Consider the following 25,070-nt stretch of genomic DNA (forward strand, 5'->3'; position numbering starts at 1 on the left):
GGCGTCGGTGTAACAGTTGTTGGCGTCGGAGTCGGCGTCGGCGTCGGTGTAACAGTTGTTGGCGTCGGAGTCGGCGTCGGCGTCGGTGTAACAGTTGTTGGCGTCGGAGTCGGCGTATCAATTGTTGGCGTATCAATTGTTGGCGTCGGAGTCGGCGTCGGCGTATCAATTGTTGGCGTCGGAGTCGGTGTCGGCGTATCAATTGTTGGCGTCGGAGTTGGTGTCGGCGTCGGCGTATCAATTGTTGGCGTCGGAGTCGGCGTCGGCGTCGGTGTAACAGTTGTTGGCGTCGGAGTTGGTGTCGGCGTCGGCGGCGGTGGTGGCGCTACATCGTTATCTGTAATCGCCACTGTCACCCCCGGAATCGGGATCGCACTATACTTAGTATCAGCACTCTGGGCCGTATGAGAAATACTGCCTGTATGATTTCCTTCAACAACCGCATCGTCTGTAGCCGTTACAGTCACTGCTTTCGCGACATTCCAGTTAGTATAGTCGAAGGTAACATCAGCGATCGCATTAATTTCATCGCCATTGGCGAAACTAATGGTAACAGGGGCCGTGGGCACAGAAGTTAGTTGAACGCTGTAAGTGCCTGTTGCACCGCCTTCGGTAGCAGTTGTACTCGTTGGTGAAATACTCACACCTGCGGTATCGTTGTCAGCAATCGTGGCAGTCACAGGAGAAATCGTCAGCGCATTATACTTAGTATCTGTGCTGGCAGAAGTGTGAGTAATCGTGCCGCTGCGGGTTCCTTGGGCTATGCTGTCCTCGATCGCACTCACAGTGACAGTCTGATCCACATTCCAGTTAGTGCTGTCAAAAGTAATTGCGGCGATCGCATTTATTTGATCCCCTGTAGCGAAACTAACCGTCACAGGCGCGATCGGCTCGGATTTTAACTTAACGCTGTACGTGCTCGCCAATCCTTCGGTAGCAGTTGTACTCGTAGCTGAAATAGTCACGCCTGCGGTATCGTTGTCAGCAATCGTGGCAGTCACAGGAGAAATCGTCAGCCCATTATACAAAGTATCGTCACTGACAGAAGTGTGAGCAATCGTGCCGCTGTGGGTTCCTTCGGCTATGCTGTTCTCGATCGCACTAACGGTCACATTTTGAGCAACATTCCAATTACTGGGGGTGAAAGTCAGAGGTGCGATCGCACTAATTTGACTGCCCGTCTCAAAATTAATGGTAACGTTGGCAGCAGGTGCGGTAGTCAAAACCACGCCGTAGGTAGCCGTTGCACCGCCTTCACCAATATTTGTACTGCCTGCCGATTGCACGATGGAAACACCGGGACTATCGTTATCAGTAATCGATGCCGTCACATCGGCCATCGCTTTGGCGTTATAACTGGCATCGGTACTGGTAACTGTGTGAGCGATCGTGCCGCTGTGGGTTCCTTGTGCTACATTGTCGTCGATCGCACTAACAGTCACAGTTTGATCGACATTCCAGTTAGTGCTGTCAAAAGTAATCGGTGTGGCGATCGGGCTAATTGCATTGCCAGTATTAAAGCTAATGTTAACCGATGCAGAAGGTTCCGAAGTTAGCTTGACTTTGTAACTGCCAGTTGCGCCACCTTCTGTAGCAGTGATGTTTGTAGGTGCAATGCTGAAACCGGCAGCGTCCTCATTTGCGATCGTAGTTGTAGCAGTTGCCGTCGGAATTGTCGGCGCGCCACCCGGTGAAACAGGATTAGATAGCGTAATTGCGATCGTTTCGTCAGGTTCAATTAATCCGTCTGCCAACACATCCAAAGTAATAGTTTTGGATGTTTCGCCCTCGGCAAAACTAATTTTGCCAGTAGCAGCAGTTGCCCCAGAAGTACCGCCGATATTGTTGTAATCAGTGCCGTTGGCAGCAGTTCCGGCGATCGTATAATCTACCGTGCTCCAAAGTTCCGTGCTGCCATTACGAGTAATAGTAAATGTGGCCGGAGTAGCGCCAGAATTCCCTTCGGTAACGGTGGGATTGTCGGCGACAATAGTATAAGAACTATTTCTGTCCAATATTGCCACTTTTCCTTGACTCGTATCGGCAACACCGCCTGTAATTGTGCCAAAATTGAGAACTAATTGTTCGTTACTGTCAACGATATTGTCAGCTTTAATAGTTACTGCAATATTCTGGGTGAGGGTAGTAGTGCCTGCAGAGAAAGTAAGGGATGTAGTTGAAAGAGTGTAGTCTGCACCTTGAGTAGCAGTGCTGCTGGGATCGATAACAATTGGTACAATTACATCACTTAAAGGAGTGCCACCGCTGATAGTAACCGGGACATTAATTACTGTGTCTGTCGTGCCTTCATTAACGTTGTAAGTGTTACCTACATTAGGAGGAACGAAGGATACCGTAGTGGGTGTATTCAGGATGACAGAAACGTTATCTGAACCGTTGTTCGTTACTGCCAAATCCGGGAGAGTATCAGCATTAAAGTTGCCTGCAATAATGGAAGTTGGACTTGTCCCCACAGCAAAGTTAATGGGTGTACTAAAACTGCCATTGCCGTTGCCTACTAAAATTGCAGCGCCGCTGGTTCCTGTTACTGCTAAGTCAAGTTGGCCGTCTCCGCTAAAGTCTTTCGCCACAATGCCGGAAAGCCCTGCCCCCCCGCTAACATTAGTGGCCTCCCCAAAGCCGCCCGTGCCATTTCCCAGTAGAATTGAGACACTGTTAGAGCTGCCATTAGCTGTGGCCAAGTCGAGGTAAGTGTCTCCGTTAAAGTCCCCAGTGGCGATCGAATTTGGAGTTGGCACATCCCCAAAATTAGTAGCTACACCAAATCCGCCCGTACCATTTCCTAACAGAATTGAGACATTATTAGAGAAGCTGTTGCCAACCGCTAAGTCGGGGAAACTGTCAGCGTTAAAGTTGCCTACAACAACGGAACCAGGAATGGCACCAACATTGAAATTAGTGGCAGCCCCAAAGCTGCCAGCACCATTTCCCAACAAAATTGAGACGCTACCAGAAGCACCTTGAGGGTTAGCGTTTACCACTGCTAAATCGAGGAAAGTGTCAGCGTTAAAGTTCCCGACAGCTATTGAAAGGGGAGTATTACCCACATTGAAATCATTACCTAAATAGAAGCCGCCCGTATCATTTGCTAACAGAATTGAGATATTACTACTATTTACTACTGCTAAGTCGGGAAAATTGTCATTGTTAAACAGTCCCGATGTGACATAAAGCGGACTTAAACCTACGGCAAAGTTGGTAGCTGTGCCAAAACCCCCGGTGCCATCCCCTAACACAATTGAAACGTTGTCATCATTCTGGTTTGTTACTACTAAGTCGGGGAAAGTATCAGCGTTGAAATCCCCTACATTAATACCTCTGGGACCTGACCCTGCGCCAAAATTTGTAGCTGCATCAAAACTATTTAAAACGTACTCGTAACCGGCTAACACATCGGCTTCAAATACCAGCGGTGTTTCAATTTTCCCGGTTCTGACTTCCAGTTCCCAGTCGCCGCCTTTGGCTACACTTCCCGTGAGGTTTTGGGAAGCCGCAACATTGGCATTTGTGAGTTGGGCGATGCGGTGGATGAAGGCTACACCATCTATATCTAAATCTACATCTAAATCTCTCGCTTGTTCGCCGATACCGCCGGGGAATGAATTCCCCGTCTCATAGTGCAAGTCCTCTGAAGAGGACTGTTTATTGAGGTTGTTTTCAGTCGGTTTCAACCGACTTTCGCTTTGAGCCAGGGAATTCATTCCCTGGCGGACTTTCGGACAAGCGCGAGTTGCTGATGCGACATTACAACCATAAATCAGAATGTCCGCATCAACAGTTAAAGAACTCCGCCACTCCTGCAATTTCTCGGAATAAGCTTCCACATTATCTGCACTCAAGCAGCCATTACCCAGTTGCAAGCTACCCGGAGCACCGTGAGAAACTATGTGAATGCTGTCAATATTGGTACGAAGAGCTAAAATTTGAGTAATTTGGTTGATCGCATCCCGGTTCTCATCCAAAACGACTACTTCCGTACCCGGTTTTACCCCAGCGATCAAACTTTGATAATTTTCTACTTTAGTGTCGATAAAGGCGATCGAGCTTACTGAAACTGGAATATTTAAATTTGGCATACTGCACCTACTAATAGCTAAAAAAAGACAATAATTCCCCTGTTTCGCGACTTGCATCGGAAACTCTTTCTCAAGGTTGTAGTAACCATAACTGTTTTTTCAGAAAATCTATATAAATTTTTCTTTATAAACCACTATTTAATTAAAGTTTTGATAAAGTTGGGAAATTTTATTAAGTAATATTGCGTATGAGCGATCGCGAAGTCGCTCACATAACACAAAAAAAATTCCATCACAAGTGTAATGAGACTGAAATATTAAGAGCGGGATTTTTGATACATATCTGCGATGCGGTTCCGGCGTTCGTTTCAACCCCACGCGGACTTTCGCGCAAGGGTGGGGGCGGGTTTACGATTAGGCAATTATTTTTGGTAAAACCCGTCCCTATGAGTTATCCGTGACCCTTTTTAAGGGTGATTCCCTACGAGATAGCTTCGCACGCGCGGACTTACTTCAAACCCGAATCTATCTCTGCCAAAATCCCCTCAGCTTCCCTGCAAATAGCCCCGTGACAGCAACCATTACTCGCCAACAATCCCCCCCACTGACTCACATCTCCCCGGTTATATTGCAAAGTAGAACCGTCAAAACGAGTAAATCGGCCGCCCGCTTCCGTCAAAATTAATTCCGGTGCCGCTAAATCCCAATCTTTCGGTGCAGACTTTCCCGAAAGCGCAATATAAACATCAGCCTTTTGTTCGACAATTGTCGCAATTTTACAGCCGATACTGCCGACAGCTACTTGATTTTGACAAGGAAGTTTTTGTAACAATTGATTAAAGCGATCGCCCCGGTGACTGCGGCTGGTTACTATAGATAAATCTGCCACTATATTGCGCGCCGAAACTTGCAATTTTACCGCAGAACCGTCCCGATTTTCCATAAAAGCGCCAGCATTTTGCACCGCGTAATAAATCTTTTGCTGTTCGGGCCAAGCCACAACTGCCAATACTGGTCTTCCCTGGTATGCTAAAGCAATGTGAACGGCAAATTCACCTGTCCTGTCAATAAAATCTCGCGTTCCGTCCAACGGGTCAATAATCCAAACCCAACTTTGAGGTAAGGGAACTTTGCCATAAGTTTCTAAATAAGATTTGTAAGTTTCTTCGCTGAGATAGCCAAATTCTGCATTCCCTAAAGCCGACTGCAATTCGTCGAGAATGTAAGAATTGACTGCGACATCGGCGGCGGTGACGGGGCCATCTTTTTTCTCTTGGATGTCGAGGTTAGGAGTGCTGGAATCCTGGCGATAATAGGATTGTAGGATATCTGATGCACTCCAGGCGATCGATCGCGAAATTGCGCTTAATTCTTCGAGAGTTTTCATTTTTTATTTAACCACATATGAACGCTGATTAACGCAGATTGAGTGGGTAACGAGTGTAGGTATCAGTAAGGTGCGCACTGCGCACCCTACTGATAGAGATTCAAGTGATTCCTGATTACCAATTAGTAAGGTGCGCACTGCGCACCCTACAGATAGAGATTCAAGTGATTCCTGATTACCAATTAATATGAGGATATTTCCATTCATAATAATTAGGAAACACAAAATTAGTAAACGAAACCGAAATACTAACTTCCAATGATTTTACATGATGCCACCAACCGACCGGAATAAAGATAGCTTCTCCCGGTTCCAAAATCACTTCAATAATTTTCGCATCTCTGTAAAGCGGGTATTTGTCATAATCGGGGTTTTCGCCGTCAACTTTGCTGAAAACTCCGACGTGATTGTAAAGCAGAGGTGTTTGTTGGGGAGAAATCAACTTAATTAGTTTGCGACCCGACACTTGAGCTAAAATTAAATTAACTGGGTCATGGTGCAGCGGTGTAATCGTGCCTTTCGGGCCGAACCAAAAGAAAACTCTGCCTTTTGTGTCCGTTGGATTTAGGTATTCTGGGAAAATTTCAATGTCGTTGAATAGCGGTTTAAATTCCTCTCTTTCCAGAGTTTTGTTGTTAGCAACCATGTAGTAGTCGTTGCTAGGCCCGCCCTTGACCACCATCTCTACATATTTGCGGAACAAAACAATTTTTTTGTGATTTTCTATTTTGATTTCGTAATTCGGGTCTGAGTTGCGGTTGGCTTGAATTTGTACCTCTGCATCGCCATATTTTTGCTGCAAATACTCCGGCGTCCACAACTGCAAAGCTTTCCAGTTGTGCATAATATTGGTAATAATTACTGGAGTATTTTTGGCGTAGTAATTTTCGAGAAAATACTCTCTAGAAAGGCTGCTTTTGCGGTCTATTGTGCCAAACTTGGAAGACAAAGCAGCTAATTGATTGCTAATCCTGAGATGCGATTCTAATTTCTGCAATAACTGCACGTACTGACTGCCTGCTTGAAAGTAGGGATGAGATGAAATTTCCCTAACTTCTGCGGTGGCTGTTTCCGCGTCTATGCCGGTATTTATTAAGGCTTGAATTATTTCGGCGTCGGGTTGATTTAATAATTTGTTAGCCGCCACCCACTGTTTCATATTATCGGGGACTTCTGGTTTGCTTGGCGCTGCGAGTAGATTGGGCAAGTTTTGCGTCAGCCATTCTAGATTAACCTGTTGTTGCTCGCTTAGGGTAATCCGTAAAGGGGGAAGGGTGATACTTAGAGGTTGGGTGTCAGGCATGATTCGGATATGTTGTTTTGGGAGTGTTTTGTGTGACTTTAACTTGTCTTACTAATATAGCAATTTTGCTAACGAACCGCGAAGGCGCTAAGGGCGCGAAGGAAGAGAAGAGGGAAGTTCACAAATTTTGTCGAGGTTGCTGTCAGGATTTTAACTCAACAAGTGTTGCCTGTTCAACTTTTCTAGCTTTGAGCGGTTTTAACCGGATAGTTTGGTTAATTTAAATTTTAAATGAACCCTTATTCATCCAGGCGCGGGTTCCGAAGTTTTTGCAGGAATGGGCAGCGATTTTAGCTGCTGCGGTGAGAGTATCGGTAAAGTTAGTTTGCAAAATGTAGTGACAGAAAGCCCCGTGAAAGATGTCGCCAGCGCCTAAAGTATCTGTGGCTTGAATTTGAGGTATTTCTACAGTGCCGTAACTGCCCTTGCTGAAGTATAAAATCGATTTTTCGCCGCGAGTGATGGCAATATGGGAAATTCCGGCTGCTGACAGGTAAGCAAAGACTTGTTCGGAATTTTTGCACTCTGGTGGATGAAAATTTTCGGAACATACCGCCCATTCCACGAAAGGCAATATTTCTTCTAATCCGGGTTTCCAACTGCCGCCGTCGAGGACAATGGGAATGTTTTTTGACTTGGCAAGTTGAGCAATTTCTTTGCTGGCTGCGATTTGATGTCCGTCAACCAGTACAATATTAACGGAGGTTAAAATATCCGGGTTAATTGTTTGACTGTCAACTTGCGATTTCGTAGCATTGATCGAAATTACCGATCGATCGCCCGTTGCTTCAGTTACAATAATCGAGGAAACTGGCGGCGAGTGCGATCGCCCGGGCTCCAAATCAATTATTCTGACATTATACTCCGCTAAGTCTGCACGAATTAATTGGGCGATCGCGTGAGTGCCCAAAACCCCAGCCCATACCGCCGCATTCCCCAAATAGCTAAAAGTGACCGCAGCATTGGCCGCCGGCCCGCCCGCAGCAATGGTACAATCAGAAGCAACAACTTTCTGATTTTCACCCGGCGGCTTCTGGGCCAAATAAACTAAATCTAAAGTCGCCAATCCCAAAAACAATCCCGTTTTCATATCTGCGTTAATCCGCGTTCATCTGCGGTTAAAAAATCCCACTCTTAAAATGCAAGCGAATCCCAATACAGGAACACTTTACATCGTAGGAACCCCGATCGGCAACCTCGAAGACATGACCTTTCGGGCCATCCGAATCTTGCAAACAGCAGACTTCATCGCCGCCGAAGATACCCGCCATACAGGCAAACTTTTGCAACATTTCCAAATAAAAACGCCCCAAATCAGCTATCACGAACACAACCAACACCAGCGACTTCCCGAACTCATCGACAAACTCCATTTAGGCAAAGATATCGCCCTCGTCACGGATGCCGGAATGCCGGGAATTTCTGACCCCGGGTACGAGTTAGTCAAAGCCTGCGCCGATGCTAATATTAACATCATTCCGATTCCCGGCCCGACCGCCTGCATTGTTGGCATAACTGCATCAGGATTACCCACAGAAAGATTTGTATTTGAAGGTTTTTTGCCCGTGAAAGGTCAAGAACGCCAACAAAGTTTAGAAGCTTTGCAAATAGAATCCCGCACTATAATATTATACGAATCTCCCCACCGATTGCGGCAAACTTTACAAGATTTAGCAAATACTTTGGGAAGCGACAGACAGATTGTGCTGGCGAGAGAGCTAACTAAAATGCACGAAGAGTTTGGGCGTGGTAGTATAGAAAGTGCGATCGAGCTTTACACCAATCGCGAACCCCAGGGAGAATTTACCCTCGTAATAGCCGGCATCCAAACAGCAGCCCCAATATTTTCCGAAGACGCCATCAAAGCAGAATTGCAAACATTAATTGCAGAAGGCATAAGTCGTTCCCAAGCCAGCCGCCAGCTAGCGCAACAAACATCCCTCCCCCGCCGCCAAATCTACCAACTCGCCCTCACAATTGGCGACAATGAATCACTAGAACAACCCTTAGATGAATTGTGAATATCTCTCTTCTTCTCTGCGCCCTCTGCGCCCTCTGCGGTTAAATAAAAAAAGCTAGATACTCACACTCATAATTATATGGTACGCGGAAACTACGATCGACAAAAACCATATTTACGCAACCCCCACATCAACAAACCAATCGCCGAAATTTATGCAGACTTAGACGCCTTTACCTGGGAGATATTTGAAGACCAACCCCACCGCTTCGATACCGTCAGTTTCTACGTCTTGCTTCCCCCACTGTTTTACGAAGGGCGTTTCATCAAAGGAATTTACTTCAGCGAAGGAGTCGAACTCATAAACAAACTATTTCCCCAACTTTCCTCAGTATTTTTATCCTTCGCCTATTCCCCCGGAATCTCCTACTCCTGGGCCCCCATAGCTGACGCCTACTCTAGTTTATACAAAAACCCGCAGCGAGAAAAGTGGTTTCGCGAAACTTATGTCGATCGCGCCCACAAACCAATCATACCACTGCAAGACACCGACTTCATCAACGAATACTTAATTTCGCCGCGCAACGTCCCCGCCAAAGACATCGACCTCCTCGCCGTCGCCCGACTCTCGGAAGAAAAAAATTTGCCAATCATAGCCAAAGCCTTAAAAGTTTACCGCCAAAAATATCCGCAAAAACCGATTAAATTAACAGTAGTCACCGGCCACGAATTTAATGCAAGCGACCTGAAAACTCTCGACCAGTACGCCTTAAAAGAATGGCAACAAGTCGAGGAAATTTTAACCCATCCCTCCGACTACATAAACTTAGTGCCGAGAGTAGACTACTACAGCAAAATCCCCACATATTATTCGCGGGCGCAAGCATTCGTCCTTGGTTCCCTCCTCGAAGGAAAAAACCGGGGCATTACCGAAGCCATGAGTTGCAACGTACCAGTAATTTGTTTTGAAGAATTCAACCAATACGCCAGAGGAAACTCGCCAGTTTTCCCCGAAGGTGCGGGTCTTTACGCCAAATTCGACCCAGAATCTCTCGCAGATACTATATATACAGTATTGGAAAATCAAACAGAATTCAAACCGCGATATCAGTATTTAAAGCATTGCGGCCGCAAGAACTTTTTCAATACTTGTATAGACAGTTTTCCTTACTATCAGCACAACATTCCAGACTACAAGCCCGGAGATGCGATTAACAATTTGTGGCTGGACTTAGCAGTTCAACAAAATTATCAAGTTAGTTTGAATAGCTTTTTGTACGGAGGTTCCCCGCTGTCTCATATTCGCGGAATAAATGCGATTCAGCAAAACCTTGGCGAGTTAACCAAGTTTCAATGACAGATAATTCGGAATGATGAAACCACAGAGGACACAGAGGAAGAGTAGAGAGAGATGAATAATTCTGATGTCAACGGGATTTGAGATTAGTCCTCATAGCGAAAACTTTCGCAAGCCCCGTGGAATTCATTCCCTGGCGGACTGGCAAGTGGTCGGCTTAAGTTGACACCAATGACTATGCCCTATGCCCTAAGACAATATCCTCAAAAATCTTACTTGCCAAAACTCTTGCTAAATTTACAGGAACAGCATTGCCGACCATTTTGTATCCATCAGCAATATACTTGTACTTAAAAATAAACTCATCCGGGAAAGTCTGAACTCTCGCGCACTCTCGCACAGAAAGCCGACGGTAAGGCTGAGGCGAATTGGGGTCAAAAATGCGTTTATCTTTGCCAACCAGAATCATTTTACTAGCTTGAGGATGGAGAGGCGCGTGTCTGCCGCTTGCCTGAATAGTAAACGAAGGTTCCGACCAACTTCGCACTCGATTGCGCGACATATAAAGGCTGGAAAACCCCAAATCCGCACATTCGTGATTTGGGACAGAATCGTGATAATTATCTAATTTAGCCTTAACTGACATTGGCGCGATCGCCTGCAAATCAAAAATCGCATCTTTCAGCGTCAAAACCTCGGTTTCCGGTTCGGGAAACTCAAAACCAAAACCCAGAGTTTCCCGATAGCCAACAACAATCACCCTTTGCCTATCTTGGGGAACACCAAAATTTCTAGCATTCACCAACTTGTACGAAACCCGATATCCGATCGCCTCAAACTGCGATAATATATAAGTGAAAGCTTCTTTGTTTCTGGGAGCCAAAATACCGCTAACATTCTCAGCTAAAAAAAACAAAGGCTGCTTGTCTCGCACAATTCTGATATACTCCCAGAAAAGTTGACCCCGACTGTCATCAATCCCCCGTTTAGCCCCCGCTTCACTCCAACTTTGACAAGGCGGGCCGCCGATAATCCCAATACAGTGGGGAATTTCATCAGAATTAATTTTTCTGATATCTCTGCGATCTAAAATAGTTTCAGGATGATTGAAATTATATGTATCCCAAATAGACTTATCATATTCATTCGCCCAAACCGGATTAAACCCAGCTAAGCGAAAACCCAAATCCAACCCGCCACAACCAGAAAACAGAGAAATAATATCCAAAGCCACCTTTTTTTACCCGCAATAAATACAATGAATCAATTATAAACCTCTCTTTTCTTAGATATCTCTCTCTTTCTTCTCTCACTCTGCGCCCTCTGCGCCCTCTGCGGTTAATAAAAAAAATCTAATTCACACACAAACAGAATTTATCATCCTCAATGAATGCAGAATCCCTCCTCCAATCCTACCAACACTTCGGCGTCCACCTCGGCCTAGAAAGAATCAAACAACTTCTAGAAAAACTAGACAACCCCCACCAAAAAGTACCCATTATCCACATTGCAGGCACCAATGGCAAAGGTTCCGTTTGCGCTTATCTCTCTTCCGTACTAACAGAAGCAGGCTATCGAGTTGGACGCTACACATCCCCGCACCTAATCGATTGGACAGAAAGAATTTGCATCAACCAAAAACCGATTTCCCCAACAGAATTGCAAGAGTGTCTAGAACGAGTTGTCGCCGCCACCGAAAACAACACCGAAACTCCCACTCAATTTGAAATAATCACCGCCGCAGCTTGGCTGTATTTCGCCGAACAAAAAGCAGATATTGCAGTCATAGAAACTGGATTAGGCGGTAGATTAGACGCGACCAACGTTTGCGAAACACCTCTCGCTAGCGTCATTACTTCTATCAGTCTCGAACACTGGCAAATACTCGGCCCCACCGTCGCTGATATTGCTGGGGAAAAAGCGGGAATTCTTAAATCCAAATGTCCGGCAGTTATCGGAGAATTGCCAGAATGTGCTAGAATAATAGTAGAAAAACGTATTCAAGAATTAGATTGTCCGGCAACTTGGGTAAAACCAGCAATAGATTTAGGACAAGGATTCGCAGAATATCAGTTAAATCAAGATGCGCTTAAAATAAAATATCAATTGCCGCTGCTGGGAAAAATTCAACTAATGAATTCAGCAATTGCGATCGCAACTTTGCAAACTCTCCAAAACCAAGGATGGCAAATTTCCCCAACAGCCATCGAAAACGGTATCGCCAAAACCCAATGGCCCGGAAGACTCCAGCAGACAACTTGGAAAAGTCGCAATATATTAATTGACGGCGCGCACAACCCCGCCGCAGCGATCGCCCTGCGTGAATATGTCGATCGCCCGAACGATCGCCCGTCACCGATTAACTGGGTAATCGGCATTCTGGCGACTAAAGACTGCGAAGATATTTTGAAAGCATTACTCAAAAAGGGCGATCGGCTTTACTTAGTACCCGTACCCGATCAAAACTCATCATCCCCTGCAGAATTAGCCGCCCTAGCTCAAATTATCTGTCCCGAATTAACTCTCTGTCAAGCCTTCCCCGACTTAACAACAGCTTTAGATGCTGCTGTTACAGGCGACAACCTAACAATCCTTTGCGGTTCGCTTTATCTCGTCGGCTATTTTCTGCAACAACAACAATCCCAAGCTTAAACGCATCAGAATTGTGTTTCTTCCTCAGTAAAGATAGGAGGCCACAATTCCGAAACGGGCAATTCCCAACCGGGAAAAAGTTCTGCTACTGTTAAGATATCGCCATTTCCTAAAACAGTAGGTTCACCTGTAGAGCGATAAATAGTCACTGTTTCTTCATCAGGATCGATCAGAATTCCGACAATCGCACCCAGTTCTATAAACTTCAAAACCTTGGTTTCTATAAGCTTAATGCGATCGCTCTGAGATTTAATCTCAACCACCAAATCGGGGACAAGTTCTCCAAAATAACGCGGACTTTGGCGCAAGCGGGCGGCGCGCACAAAAGAAACATCCGGTGCTTTGACATTCGTATCCGGCATGATGAAACCGCCTGCGGAGTCAAAGACTCTCCCCAAGCGGCGGGGATAAACCCAGTTACCCAGCAAGCGAATCAAAATACTGCTGATTTCACTGGATACGATGTCTGATGGCCCCACAATTGAAAGTCTCCCGTCTTCTAGTTCAATTTTGTAATCTAAACCCGCTTCGGAAAAAAGGGTTTGAACTTGGTTTAAATCTTTGAGTGTCATCGCTGGCATAAGAATTTTCTCCTATTCCGATCTGAGCTTTGATTTTAACACGAGTCAAATTTCTGAATAGTTGATGAATTCAGGCTATCTTCCTACAAATCATCAATCAATCTGCATTGACAAAGGCGATCGCACGGGATAAATAAACTCGGTTTCTGGGATGAGCGATCATTCTGATAGACAAACATTTACCTCTAAAATAGTCGAGATTGACTTATCCAGAGTTCTCCTCCAACTCCGCGTTGTGAAGAGGCGGTAATTTCATCATTCGATAATAACTTAAAAGCTTATATAGCAATCCTCAATCATTTGTGAATTTCTTACTCCCTCCCCTTGATAAGGGGAGGGTTGGGGTGGGGTAAAAAAATTACGAATCCTGCAAGGATTGCTATATATGCTTATATATATGGCGGCCCAGATTCCCATTATTTAATAATACGTCAAGTGGCAAAAAAAAGCAAGGGGCGAACTCAAAAAAGATTAATGTCTAATGCCCAATGCCCAATCCCAACTTTTGTTACAATACAAGTGAGTTTAGAAAAATTTAGAGATAGAAGTTTATGAGCAGCCTTATATCGGTGCAAACGCTAATTGAATATATAGAAGCTTTGCCAGCCCCAGAGCAAACTTTACTATTTGACGAGCTTTTAAAGCGAAACATAATCAAGCAGCGTCAGGAAAACATCGATTCTACAGTCAAGCTAGATGTTGTCTCGGCGAACTGGCAAGCACTAGAAAACTTCCTCCAGCAAGGCAACGAGATACTAAACAGGGCCGAATCTATTAACGCGGTTCGCAAAGCAGACCCGCTTATGATTGGAGAAAGAGAAAAGCCGCGCCAGGAAAACACCAAGCAGACAGCCAAGACAAAAACACTCTTAACCGGTAACGCTACCTGCGACATTCGCGCAGCCGATCGCACTAACTTTGGGGGCGACTTCGACAGCTCAACTTATCACATAATCATTAAAAACGAATCAGACAGAACAGTCAGTGCAGCGTTGCTGGGATGGCCCGAATGTAAAGCTTTTGGCGAGACGCGATCGCAAGCACTGCAAAACCTTCACGATTTAGTAAATGCCCAGCTAGCCGAAGCAGAAATCGTCTCTGTCAAACTCACGAATAGTCGATCGAACAATCCTTGGGTGAGGTTAGCTGGTAAGGATGAAAACGATCCGCAATACGATGAGGTATTGGCACACATAGAAGAATATCGCCGCGAACTCGATGCAGAAACCGAAGCTTATTACAGTCAAATTGACGCTGCAGTTGAGACAAAATGAGCCAATACATACTTGATACGGATTGTTTCTCCCTTTGGCGAAAGAATCATCCAATGATGGTGCAGCGGACCGAGGTTAACGCAGAAAACCTTGCTGTAACTATCGTAACAGTAGAGGAAGTAATTCGCGGCAGGTTCAAGGTTATCAGACAGGCTTCTGAACCTTCGCAAGCGGACAAATTAGTATTGGCTTACACCAGGTTATGGGATACATTAGATGTTTTCAAAAATCTCAACATTCTGAAATTTGACCAGAATGCTTCCACTATTTACACTGAGTTCTTTCGTCAAAGAATACGCATCGGCACGCAAGATTTGCGGATTGCTGCTATTGTACTTGCTAATAATGCTATCCTCGTTACGCGCAACTACCGAGATTTTTCGCAAGTGCCTGATTTAGTGCAGGAAGACTGGACAATTCAACCTTAAAAGTAAGGGGCGAGATCAAAAAAAATCCCGCCCCAGCTTCAATTAAAAACTACCTTTGATCCCAAGCCTTAGCCGCATCAGCCACAGCTTGATCTACCGATTTCTCCCCCAACATTGCCGCCTGTAAATTGTCATAAATCGCCTTTTGCAACTTCTTAACATCTTTCAAAGGCGGAATCAATAGCTCGGCGGAACTCAACCCAGAAGCACTAACAATCCGAGCTCGATCGGCAGCAGGAGCATCAGCCGGAACATTCTTAAAATAATCGTCCTTTAAAGCCTCAACCGTAGAAGGCAAAACATTAGCAGCCTTAGCAAAAGCCAACTGATTTTGAGAATTAGTCACGTACAAAGCAAACTTGACAGCATCATCAGGGCGCTTGCTGTCGCGGGGCACAACCAAATTCATCACCGCCACAGTCTTCTTGCCTGTTTCCCCCGTAATTTGAGGCGCAGCAGCCGAAACAGCACCAATACTCGGAGCATTCTCAGCAATCGCCTTCAAAAACTGAGGCCCGGAAGCTAACAAAGAAGTCTCCCCAGCTTGATAAAGCTCGATCGCTCTGCGATGTCCCTGCACCAAAACATCCTGCGGCAAAAGTCCGTCTTTGTACAAATCTACCCAATACTGAAAAACAGCTTTGCCCTTAGCAGTATTAAAAGCCGCCTTGCCTTTAGCGTCAACCAAAGGCACACCCATCTGCACGAAAGATTGCAAAACTTCTGCCGAATCTTCCGGCACAAAAGTCACAAAAAAAGCAAACTTACCAGTCTTTTCCTTCACCTGCTTCGCCACCTGTGCCAACTCGGCATAAGTAGCAGGAGGCTTAGCAATTCCAGCCTTCTTCAACAACTCCGTATTGTAAATTGTCACCCCAGTCGTGAGATACCAAGGAATGCCAAAACTCTTGCCGTCGAGTACGCCAGCTTTCCAGATATTTGGCAGATAGGTCGATCGAACTTGCTGCGGAATCCGAGAGTCCAAATCCAGCCAAGCATTGCGTCCAGCCAACAGCGAAGCAAAATCGGGATTGAGGTTAACCACATCCGGCGCAGTTTTCGCCGAAACAGCCCCCAAAATCTTGCTTTCCATCGCCGACCAAGGAACGTCTACCCAGCGCACCTTCACCCCCGGATTTTGGGCTTCAAAACCGGCGATCGTCTTGTTGAAATACTCAGTAAACTGAGGTTGAAGCTGCATAGTCCAGAACTCGATTTCCTGCGTATTATTTGCCTGGGAATTAACAGCAGGCTTGCCACAACTCACCACCGCAGCCAGCAGCAGCCCCACTAGCCCAAAAACAGCAAACAGTTGCCAAGATTTACGTTTCATAGAATAAAATTTGAGAGTTATGGGAACCGTTAGACAAAAAAGCGCTCGCCCGAATCAAGCGCGATGAGTCAGTAACAGAGTTTGTACCTGGGCCTAGGAGCGAGATACTCTGTTTTTGTCCAGAATCGGCAGGTTTTCGGTCGATCGAGCTGGAATTTATTGACATTGGCAGCAGAATAGCTATTGTCAAGTAAATTGGATAGCATAAAATCGGAACTAGCGATCGCGCAACACAGACAAAGCTGCGTAGCTACGGCGGGATACCGAGATTACAGCACTCTCTCGGCCGTTGGAAACCAACCCTCCAACACCGGACTCGCTGAATCAGGCTGGCCAACAACAAAAGAAAAAAATAGTAATTACCGGCGACCGAATCACATGGTTAACTTTTTCAAAGGTCTACTTTCCCAACGCCAGCCAGGAATCGGGATCGAAATAGCCCCAGACCGCATCAACATCATTCAGCTCGAAAAGAAAGCTCAGGCATTAAAATTAGGCATCCTAGCCTCCATAGAAGTTCCAGAAGACTATGTACAAGAAGGACAAATAGTCGATACGCCGGGAATGGCAGAACTAATACGCACCGTCCTTGCCGACAACAAAATCAAAGCCAAGCGAGTAGCCACAGCCATTCCCGGCCGCGAAGCCGTCATCCGCCTCATCCCAGTTCCCGCAGAGCTCAACGAAGAAGAACTGCGGGATTACATGAACGCAGAAGCAGGACTGTACTTGCCGTTTCCCAGAGAAGACGCCGACGTAGACTATCAAAAAATAGGCCTTTTTGTAGATGACGACGGCGTAGAAAAAGTGCAAGTAGTGTTAGTAGCAACCCGCAGAGAAGTTACCGACACATACATCGAAACCTTCAAAGAAGCCGGACTGATTATAGACGTACTAGAAGTAACCAGTTTTGCCCTAATCCGCACCCTCAAAGACCAACTGCAACAATTTTCGTCCCAAGAAGCCGCAGTTCTCACCGCCATAGAATTTGACAGCACCGAGTTAGCTATAGTAGTGGACGGCATACCTCAGTTCAACCGTACCATCCCGATCGGCACCTACCAAATCCAGACCGCCCTCAACCAAGCCATGAACCTGCCGCCAACCAGAGACACCAGCGAACTGCAAGGCATGACCCTGCCAGTCACAGATACAATGGGGGCATCGGGAGACGCCAATCCGGGAACCAATGCGATGATAAAAGTATTGGGAGAACTAGCAGACGAACTGCGCCGCTCAGTAGACTTTTACCTCAACCAGAGCGAAGAACTCGAAGTAGCGCAACTGCTGCTAGCAGGCCCGGGAGCTGCGATCGGCAAACTAGACGAATTTTTTATGCAAAGATTAAGCTTGCCCGCATCTCAAGTCGATCCCATCGAAACCCTAGGACTCGAAATCAGCCAAGAAATTACCCCAGAACAGCGAGCAGGTTTAGGAGTCGCCCTAGGTTTAGGACTAAGGGAGGTTATGTGACCTAACAGTTTTAGATGAGAGAAAAACCCATTTGAGAATTTTAGGTAAAAACCCCTTCCAAAAGAAGAAGGCAAAAAGCAGAAGGTAGAATATGGGAGGTAGAAGGTAGAAGGTAAAAGGTAGAATATATCTGAGGTAGAAGCAGCCCCTTCCTTCAGTAGAAGGCAAAAAGTTGTTTCTTTCTTCCCTAAATAAATCCTTCACTTGTACCAGCAATCTTGGGTTCTGTCTAAAATCTCAAATTTCAAATTTAAATCTATAGCAACAGCCAAGACTGTTAGGACATTCTTAATTGCTCAAACATAAGCGGTAGAGCACTTTTTCCTTCTACCTTCTGCCTTCTTCCTTCTTCCTTTTATCTTGTGCCTTCTGCCTTCTTCCTTCTTCCTTGTGCCTTCTTCCTTCTGCTATAAAAACGAGTGAAGCCATGTACAGCCTAGATATTAATTTTCTCAACGACCGTCCGGACTACAAACCCGTTGCAGCAGCCAAAAGCTCAACTAAAAAAAGTTCCGGTGGAGCCAAAGACCAACTGCCCATATATGGGGCGACGCTGTTTGCCTTTGGCATCATCGCCGCAGTCATGGGAGCCTGGTGGTGGGCGACTAACGAAAATACCAACTTAGCCACACAACAAGCAGCCATCGACCAAGAACTGGCAACGTTAAATACTCAAGCCAACACCATCAAAGCCATCAACGCCGAAACACAACAAGTTACCGCCGAATACCAAGCATTAGCCGGAGTATTCGACCAAATTAAACCTTGGTCGGCGATGCTGCAAGACCTCAGTGCTCGTACTCCCGCCGGAGTGCAAATTGGCAAAATCGAGCAAATCGATCCGAGTCCCTCCCCCGTTGCAGCAGCACCCCCACCCCCTGCAGCAACTCCCGCCGCCTCCCCAGGGGCGAGTCCGTCTCCAGCCAGCCCCGCCCCGGCTGCTGCTCCCGTCCCCGTCGTCCCGCAGCAGCCAGCAAAAGTACAAATTTCAGGGATAGCCAGTACCTTTGCTCAAGTTAACGACTTTATGTTGCTAGTCCAGCGCTCTCCTTTCTTCCTGAACACCGATACCAAACTGATAGCGGCCACATTAAAAAACAACCCCGCACAATTACAAGTGCGTAACCAAAACGCAGCACCCACAGAACTTCCCAAACTGCGACCGGTGGTGGAATATAAAATTGAAACGACGCTCAGCCCGACGGGGGCCTCCGAGTTGCTCCCCGAGCTCCGCAGCAAGCAGGCAGACGGGCTAGCAATACGGATAGAAACACTTCAAGAAAAAGGAGTGCTAGAACCACAAAAACCAGAGGTGAAAAAACAATGACAGCAGCAAATGAGTTTATTCCCAGCGGCGGAAAAGCAGAAGATACAGGGACTCAGGAAATATTCGGCATTAAGCTGACACCCCAAGTCCAAGCAATCGGCATCGCCGTTCTCGGCCTCGTCATTGCCGGCGGCCTTGGCTACCAGTTCGTACTTCCCGAATTCCAAAAAAAGGACGCATTAAACCAAAAACGTGCCGAAAGCGAGCAAACAAAAGTGCAATTGCAAACTCAAATTCAAAAAAAGGCAGAAGCAGAAGCCAAGCAAGAAGAAGCAAAACAGCGCCGGGCCAACGTGACGGCAATGTTTGCCAGCGACGCCAGCGCCAACACGATTTTGCTTGACATGACCCAACTGGTTAATAGAATCAACGCCGGCGTGCAAGGAGATGACCTCAAGGCTAAAATTACCAAATTTGAGCCGGATATGCCCCCAGCGGCAGCCACCGCCGCGCCAGGAGCTCCAGACCCTGATATTCTGGCCGATACCTCCTTCGGGCCGGCCTTGGCTGGCAAGCTCAGACGCAAAAAATTTAAGGTAGAGTTTGAAGGCACTTTCGCTCAAACCCGCAATTTTATGCGGAACTTGGAGTTGATGCAGTCGCTGTTGGTAGTTAGGAATTTGAAATCTGAATTGCTAGCATCAAATCAGCCAATTGAAGTTGACTTTGTGAAAGGGAAAATAGTTCCTGTGGAGCAGCCGCCAACTAAAATTAAAACTGCTTTTGACTTGCACGCCCTGCTGCCTTTAAAGCAAGAAGAAAAACCGCCAACTCCGGCTCCAAGTCCTGCTGCTAAGTAGCGGTAGTTGGGCGGATAGATATTAGCTATTGTTCCCAACTCGCTATTTCACAAGAAGGCAGAAGGCAGAAGGTTGAAATTGGATGATTGAAGGTAGAAGTCAAAAAATATGAAGGCCATCCAATTATTTTTTATATGGCAATCAACAATTGGCTCTAAAACCTAATTTTTTCTAATGCCAGTTTCAAAAAGTAATGGAACTGTATAGCAATCCTTGCAGGAGTCGTAATTTTTTTACCCCACCCCAACCCTCCCCTTATAAAGGGGAGGGAGTAAGAAATACACAAATGATGCGAGGATTGCTGTAGGATAGCTTCTAACCCCTATGTCATCTGTTATTCCCCATCGAAAATCGAAAATCGAAAAGGGCATAACTTCTTCGTTTAAAAAGGCTCGAATCGAGAATATTTTAGTCAGTTTAGCAGCTAGCGACAAAAGACTGCGAACAACAAATAACAAAGTGTAGTGGAGGAGAGAACGTGAAACAGCATCTACGGTTAAGTGGAGGACTCTTATGCAGCGTTGCAGGAGTTGTGATAGCCCAAGCCCCCGTCTTGGCAGTGCCGACTCAAGTCACAGGAGTGCAAGTAAGTCAAGGCAATAATGGCGTAAATATTGTGCTGGCGACAGAAAAGGGCGATCGCCCGCAAGTTTTCGCCATCAATAACGGCAATACTTACCAAGCCACAATTATCAATACCCAGCTTCGCTTGCCACAAGGCAACAGCTTCCGTCAAGATAACCCCGCTCCGGGAATTTCTTCAGTAGAAATCAGCCAAGTAGAAGCTAACAGCATCCGCGTTGTAGTAGCCGGCACCAACGGAGTTCCCAACGGACAAATTGTGCCGGGACAAGGCCAAAGCATCGTCCTCAGCGTTGCCGGACAGGGTGGTACAGCACAGTCTGCCCCAACTGTACCCCCGCCGCCTCCAGGTCTGCCGCTGAGCCAAACAGCTCCCCCGCCGGCTCCCCAAGTCCGCACCTCGCAAAACCCAGGCGTGCTGCTGCCCAATCCCGAAGTTACTGTTACCAGGAACGATCGCCCGCCCCTCCCCAGCGAAATACAATCCCAGAGCAATCAGGCAGCGCCTTTCCAACCGCGGGCAGTTGCTCCGCCCTTGGGAGATATCGCAGTGTCTAACATCGCCCCTGGCGCGGGAAATATTGAACTGAGTTCGGGAGAACGCATCCCTCGCTTGGTGCTGCGGGATGCCCCAGTCCGGGACGTTTTGGCTCTGCTGGCTCGCGCTGCGGGCTTGAACATTGCTTTTACAGGTGGCGGTGCCCCTGCTCAACCGGGCCAGCCCGCAGTGCCTGGTCAGCCAGGAGCCATCGGTTCAGATGAAGGGCCAAAGATTTCTTTGGACATCGAAAATGAGTCGGTGCAAGATGTCTTTAATTACGTGCTGCGGCTCAGCGGGCTGCAAGCTAACCGCCAGGGGCGGACGATTTTTGTAGGGACTAGCTTGCCGATTGACTCACGCAATATTATCATTCGGACTCTGCGGCTCAATCAAGTTCGGTCTACCGATGCAGCTAACTTTTTGAGCGCTCAAGGCGCGGAAACTCAACTGCCGATTACTCGGGTGACGATTCAAAGCGTCGGCCAGGGAAATGCGGCGCGGGATGTAGAAATTAGGGAACCGGACATTAAGGCGATCGGCGCTAGGGAAGGCACCGGGCCGCTCTTGCTGAGGGGGCTGTCGGTGCTAGCGGATTCTCGGCTCAATTCCATCACTTTGGTGGGCGACCCGCGCAAAGTTGACATGGCTGTGGCTTTCTTGACACAGCTAGATTTGCGCCGCCGTCAAGTGGCTGTCAACGTTAAGGTGATCGATATCAACTTGTTGGGAGACAACAGAACCAACAGCAGTTTTTCTTTTGGAATTAATAACAATTTCTTTGTCAATGACAATGGGGCCGCAAGTCTCAATTTTGGTGGCATCAATCCGCCCAGTGGGACTGCCCTTGAGGGGATCAACGCTCGACCGATCGTCCCCAATCCCCTAGGAACCCCCGATGTTTTCTACGATGCGAACGGCCGGCGTATCGTGCCGCTTACAGGTCAAGGTCGCGATACCGCCGCCAAAGGTGTGTTCCTCCAGCCGACAGCCCCAATTACTAATGACCCCACGCGAGTTGGAATTACGGATTACGAGCCTGGATCGGCAACCGCTTCGGGAAGTGCAGAGTTCGGCTTGTTCCCGCTGTTCCAGTATCCGAGGAGGTTCCTGTCGGCTTTGCAGGCAACTATTCAGAGCCAGAATGCGAAAATCCTGACAGATCCGACTCTAGTGGTTCAAGAAGGAGAAACGGCGAATGTGAATATTACTGATGAGGTGATCAGTAACATCACGTCCGACACCCAGACTACCGGAAATACAAGTACCACAACGGTGACGGCAGTCAAAGACAGGGCTGGTTTGCAGTTGGGGGTGGCGATCGATCGGATTGACGACAACGGCTTTGTGTCTCTGCGGGTGAACCCGATTATCAGGACACCGGGCACCCCCCAAAACCTGAGCACGGGCCCGAACACCAATACTATCAGGCTGCTGGGCGAGCGATCGTTGCAATCGGGCCTAATTCGCCTGCGGGACGGTCAGACTTTGATTGTTTCGGGGATTATCCGCGATGAAGAACGGGTTACAGCGAACAAGATTCCGATTTTGGGAGATTTGCCGATTATCGGTTCGCTGTTCAGGAGTACCAGTAAGGCCAACCAGCGGGCAGAGTTGATTGTATTGCTGACTCCGCAGATTTTGGACGACAGCGATCGATCGAACTTTGGGTATCAAAACAACATCAGTCCCGACGCCCGCCAACTGTTGCAGCGCAGTCAGCCAGTCCAGCCGAGACAGTAGGAACGAAGGCAAAATGCCTTGCTGTCAACTTTCCACGCTCTTTCCCTTGAGTCCGACAGTCCGACAGTCCGACAGTCCGACAGGGGTTGAAACCCCTGCCTCAGTTCTTTAGTCCTCTGTAACAGGACTAAAGAACTGATTAGTCCTCTGTAACAGGAGTATAAATCACTCTTTCAGTCGTCTTGAGACGACTTCAGCTATGAGACAGGGACTTCAGTCCCTGGCGGGTTTCGGGAGAAGGAAACAGCCCCGCCCCACAGGGAAAAGAAACGGGAAAGAAACAAGGAATAAGGAAAAAACTTTTCCTTTAGCCCTTGACAAATTACATTTTATTCCTTCTACTTCTCCTTTTTTTATGCTTTCAAATCCACCGAGGCGAGAAATCTTCTCTCCAAGGTGGTATTTTTTTACCTAAATTTTGGGAATAATTAAAAAAATTGTCCAAATCCATATAAATTAAAGGTTCCACCGATCCATAACGGTCGGCAAGACTTTAGAATAATGCAGTGAAAATTAGATGCTGTGGGGTTTTCAGCAGTTAGAAACAAAAATTCCTTTTCTGACCAATTACCCTAGGGTAATTGGTATTCAGCAGGAGTTGTGATTTGGGGAAGCGGACGGGAGCAATCGGGAACCACCCAAACCTCCCAATCCACACCTCAATCCAGTTGATAACTCACAGCTAATAGTTGAACTAACTCTGTTTAACGTAATTTTGCAAATCCAGAAGGAGTTCGCAATGAACAAAGGTGAATTGGTTGATGCAGTCGCGGAAAAGGCTAGCGTGACGAAAAAACAGGCAGATGCTGTTTTGAGTGCCGCCCTCGAAGCAATCATGGAAGCTGTCTCCGATGGCGACAAGGTGACGCTGGTCGGTTTTGGCTCGTTTGAGTCGCGGGAACGCAAGGCCCGCGAGGGTCGCAATCCCAAAACTGGTGACAAGATGGAAATCCCGGCAACCCGAGTTCCTGCATTTTCCGCAGGGAAGTTGTTTAAGGACAGAGTTGCACCCCCGAAAAACGCGGAATAACTGGCGAACTGAGTCTTGATTAGACCTGTACACGGTGGGAATTTAGCTTGGGCAGCCGCACTGGCAGGCTGCCCTGCCTCTGCTATTGTCGATTTTTCTGCGAGTATCAGTCCTTTGGGCCCTCCTGAGTCGGCCCTGGCTGCGATTCAATCACACTTGAGCAGTCTGACGGCTTACCCCGATCCGGATTATGGAGAGCTCAGGACTGCTTTAGGTGAGGCTTTGAATGTTGACCCGGATTGGATTTTGCCGGGGAATGGTTCGGCGGAATTGTTGACTTGGGCGGCTTGGGATTTGTCGAAGCTGGAGGCGACTTATTTGGTGACTCCGGCTTTTGGCGATTACTGGCGAGCTCTTTCGGCTTTCGGCGCGCAGGTGCTGAAATGTCCTTTGGAACTCCCATCTTGCACCATTGTCAAAAACGGGCAAGATGCCCATTCCACAAGAGATGAATTTTCTTGTGGAACAGGCATCTTGCCTGTCCCTAAACAATTAATTGAGCATGGTGCAACATCTCAGTTGGAGAAATCGTTGGACGCTGCTGCAGGAAACGAGTTAGTAACCGATGATGTGTCAGTTTCTAACCGTTCCCTTGTCTCCCCTTCTCTCCGTCTCCCGGTGCCTCTTGCTCTCGATGCCGATTATCGACGAGGTTTGCTCCTGAACAACCCGCACAATCCTACGGGTTTACTGTTCGCTAGGGAGGCGATTTTGCCTTATGTGAAGCAGTTCGGTATGGTGGTGGTGGATGAGGCCTTTATGGACTTTCTACCGCCTTCTGAGCAGGAAACTTTGATCGGTGCTGTTGAGGAGTTTCCGAATTTGGTGATTTTACGATCGCTCACTAAATTCTATTCTCTGCCGGGACTGCGCTTGGGCTGTGCGATCGCCCATCCCGATATTCTGCGCCGCTGGCAGTTACTGCGCGATCCTTGGCCTGTGAATGCTTTGGCTGCTGCTGCTGCTGCTGCTGTGGTGCGAGATACTGTTTTTGAGCGGCAAACCTGGGATTGGCTGCCTGTGGCTCGCCGAGAGTTATTTGAAGGTTTGGCTAATTTACCGGGTTTGCAACCAATTGCCGGGGCGGCTAACTTCTTGTTGGTTGAGTCATCCATGTCGGTTTCTTCGATTCAAAAAAGTCTCTTGGAACGACACCGCATTTTGATTCGGGATTGTTTGAGTTTTCCTGAGTTGGGCGATCGGTTTTTTCGGGTAGCTGTGCGCTCCAGGGCGGACAATCTGCGGCTAATTGCTGGACTTACGGATGTTATTCGTTAGTTGACGGTTGACGGTTGACTGTTAACAGTTAACAGTTAACTGTTAAC

Annotated in this window: 18 protein-coding genes; 11 read left to right on the plus strand and 7 right to left on the minus strand. The window is 47.2% G+C overall.

The features are described 5' to 3' along the window. The 4 genes from QUB77_RS07150 to QUB77_RS07165 all read right to left on the minus strand — a co-directional run. Positions 1–4,097: DUF4347 domain-containing protein (locus QUB77_RS07150; RefSeq protein ID WP_333322884.1), on the minus strand; the 4,097-nt coding region annotated here is incomplete at its 3' end. Between the two features lie 448 nt (positions 4,098–4,545). Next, complete coding sequence (locus QUB77_RS07155; RefSeq protein WP_333172351.1) at positions 4,546–5,424, minus strand: 3'(2'),5'-bisphosphate nucleotidase CysQ; 879 nt, start codon at positions 5,422–5,424, stop codon at positions 4,546–4,548. Positions 5,425–5,599: 175 nt separating this feature from the next. Beyond that, on the minus strand, positions 5,600–6,727 hold the full coding sequence (locus tag QUB77_RS07160; RefSeq protein ID WP_333172349.1) for a cupin-like domain-containing protein: 1,128 nt from the start codon (positions 6,725–6,727) through the stop codon (positions 5,600–5,602). A gap of 220 nt (positions 6,728–6,947) precedes the next feature. Beyond that, positions 6,948–7,817 (minus strand): sugar kinase, encoded by an 870-nt coding sequence (locus QUB77_RS07165; protein WP_333172347.1) that lies wholly within the window; start codon positions 7,815–7,817, stop codon positions 6,948–6,950. A 49-nt stretch (positions 7,818–7,866) separates the two neighbouring features. Between QUB77_RS07165 and rsmI the strand changes: the two genes are divergently transcribed. Together rsmI and QUB77_RS07175 are read left to right on the plus strand one after the other, a co-directional pair. Then, a complete protein-coding gene (gene rsmI / locus QUB77_RS07170; protein ID WP_333172345.1) occupies positions 7,867–8,748 on the plus strand; it encodes a 16S rRNA (cytidine(1402)-2'-O)-methyltransferase in 882 nt (293 codons plus the stop codon). A 78-nt stretch (positions 8,749–8,826) separates the two neighbouring features. Further along, entirely contained in the window at positions 8,827–10,044 is a 1,218-nt protein-coding gene (locus QUB77_RS07175; RefSeq protein ID WP_333172343.1) for a glycosyltransferase, read from the plus strand. A 175-nt stretch (positions 10,045–10,219) separates the two neighbouring features. On the opposite strand, the gene QUB77_RS07180 is transcribed toward QUB77_RS07175, so the two are convergent. Continuing rightward, positions 10,220–11,218, minus strand: a complete 999-nt coding sequence (locus QUB77_RS07180; protein ID WP_333172341.1) for a DNA cytosine methyltransferase — start codon at positions 11,216–11,218, stop codon at positions 10,220–10,222. A 152-nt stretch (positions 11,219–11,370) separates the two neighbouring features. Between QUB77_RS07180 and QUB77_RS07185 the strand changes: the two genes are divergently transcribed. Beyond that, complete coding sequence (locus tag QUB77_RS07185) at positions 11,371–12,636, plus strand: folylpolyglutamate synthase/dihydrofolate synthase family protein (RefSeq protein WP_333172339.1); 1,266 nt, start codon at positions 11,371–11,373, stop codon at positions 12,634–12,636. A gap of 5 nt (positions 12,637–12,641) precedes the next feature. On the opposite strand, the gene QUB77_RS07190 is transcribed toward QUB77_RS07185, so the two are convergent. Further along, the gene (locus tag QUB77_RS07190; protein WP_333041257.1) at positions 12,642–13,217 is read right to left on the minus strand and encodes a Uma2 family endonuclease; all 576 of its coding nucleotides are present in this window, start codon (positions 13,215–13,217) and stop codon (positions 12,642–12,644) included. Between the two features lie 551 nt (positions 13,218–13,768). Between QUB77_RS07190 and QUB77_RS07195 the strand changes: the two genes are divergently transcribed. Together QUB77_RS07195 and QUB77_RS07200 are read left to right on the plus strand one after the other, a co-directional pair. Beyond that, positions 13,769–14,491 (plus strand): hypothetical protein, encoded by a 723-nt coding sequence (locus QUB77_RS07195; RefSeq protein WP_333172337.1) that lies wholly within the window; start codon positions 13,769–13,771, stop codon positions 14,489–14,491. After that, positions 14,488–14,919, plus strand: a complete 432-nt coding sequence (locus QUB77_RS07200; RefSeq protein ID WP_333172335.1) for a type II toxin-antitoxin system VapC family toxin — start codon at positions 14,488–14,490, stop codon at positions 14,917–14,919. Before QUB77_RS07195 ends, QUB77_RS07200 begins: the two co-directional genes overlap by 4 nt. Positions 14,920–14,968: 49 nt before the next feature. Here the strand turns inward: QUB77_RS07200 and QUB77_RS07205 are convergent, their stop codons facing one another. Next, the gene (locus QUB77_RS07205) at positions 14,969–16,252 is read right to left on the minus strand and encodes a sugar ABC transporter substrate-binding protein (protein ID WP_333322887.1); all 1,284 of its coding nucleotides are present in this window, start codon (positions 16,250–16,252) and stop codon (positions 14,969–14,971) included. A 378-nt stretch (positions 16,253–16,630) separates the two neighbouring features. On the opposite strand from QUB77_RS07205, the gene pilM reads away from it, so the two are divergent. The 6 genes from pilM (at position 16,631) to QUB77_RS07235 (ending at position 25,023) form a co-directional block, all read left to right on the plus strand. Next, positions 16,631–17,725, plus strand: coding sequence for a type IV pilus assembly protein PilM (pilM, locus tag QUB77_RS07210; RefSeq protein ID WP_333322892.1), 1,095 nt, complete (start codon positions 16,631–16,633; stop codon positions 17,723–17,725). A 427-nt stretch (positions 17,726–18,152) separates the two neighbouring features. Beyond that, positions 18,153–19,052, plus strand: coding sequence for a PilN domain-containing protein (locus QUB77_RS07215; RefSeq protein WP_333172331.1), 900 nt, complete (start codon positions 18,153–18,155; stop codon positions 19,050–19,052). Next, the gene (locus QUB77_RS07220) at positions 19,049–19,852 is read left to right on the plus strand and encodes a pilus assembly protein PilO (protein ID WP_333172329.1); all 804 of its coding nucleotides are present in this window, start codon (positions 19,049–19,051) and stop codon (positions 19,850–19,852) included. Before QUB77_RS07215 ends, QUB77_RS07220 begins: the two co-directional genes overlap by 4 nt. A gap of 478 nt (positions 19,853–20,330) precedes the next feature. Next, positions 20,331–22,715 (plus strand): AMIN domain-containing protein, encoded by a 2,385-nt coding sequence (locus tag QUB77_RS07225; RefSeq protein ID WP_333172327.1) that lies wholly within the window; start codon positions 20,331–20,333, stop codon positions 22,713–22,715. Positions 22,716–23,436: 721 nt separating this feature from the next. Then, positions 23,437–23,745, plus strand: a complete 309-nt coding sequence (locus QUB77_RS07230; protein ID WP_278187376.1) for an HU family DNA-binding protein — start codon at positions 23,437–23,439, stop codon at positions 23,743–23,745. A gap of 15 nt (positions 23,746–23,760) precedes the next feature. Next, complete coding sequence (locus tag QUB77_RS07235; RefSeq protein ID WP_333172325.1) at positions 23,761–25,023, plus strand: threonine-phosphate decarboxylase; 1,263 nt, start codon at positions 23,761–23,763, stop codon at positions 25,021–25,023. Positions 25,024–25,070: the final 47 nt, after the last annotated feature.

Origin of the sequence: Microcoleus sp. AT9b-C3 (assembly GCF_036705485.1) — a bacterium.
GTDB lineage: Bacteria > Cyanobacteriota > Cyanobacteriia > Cyanobacteriales > Microcoleaceae > Microcoleus.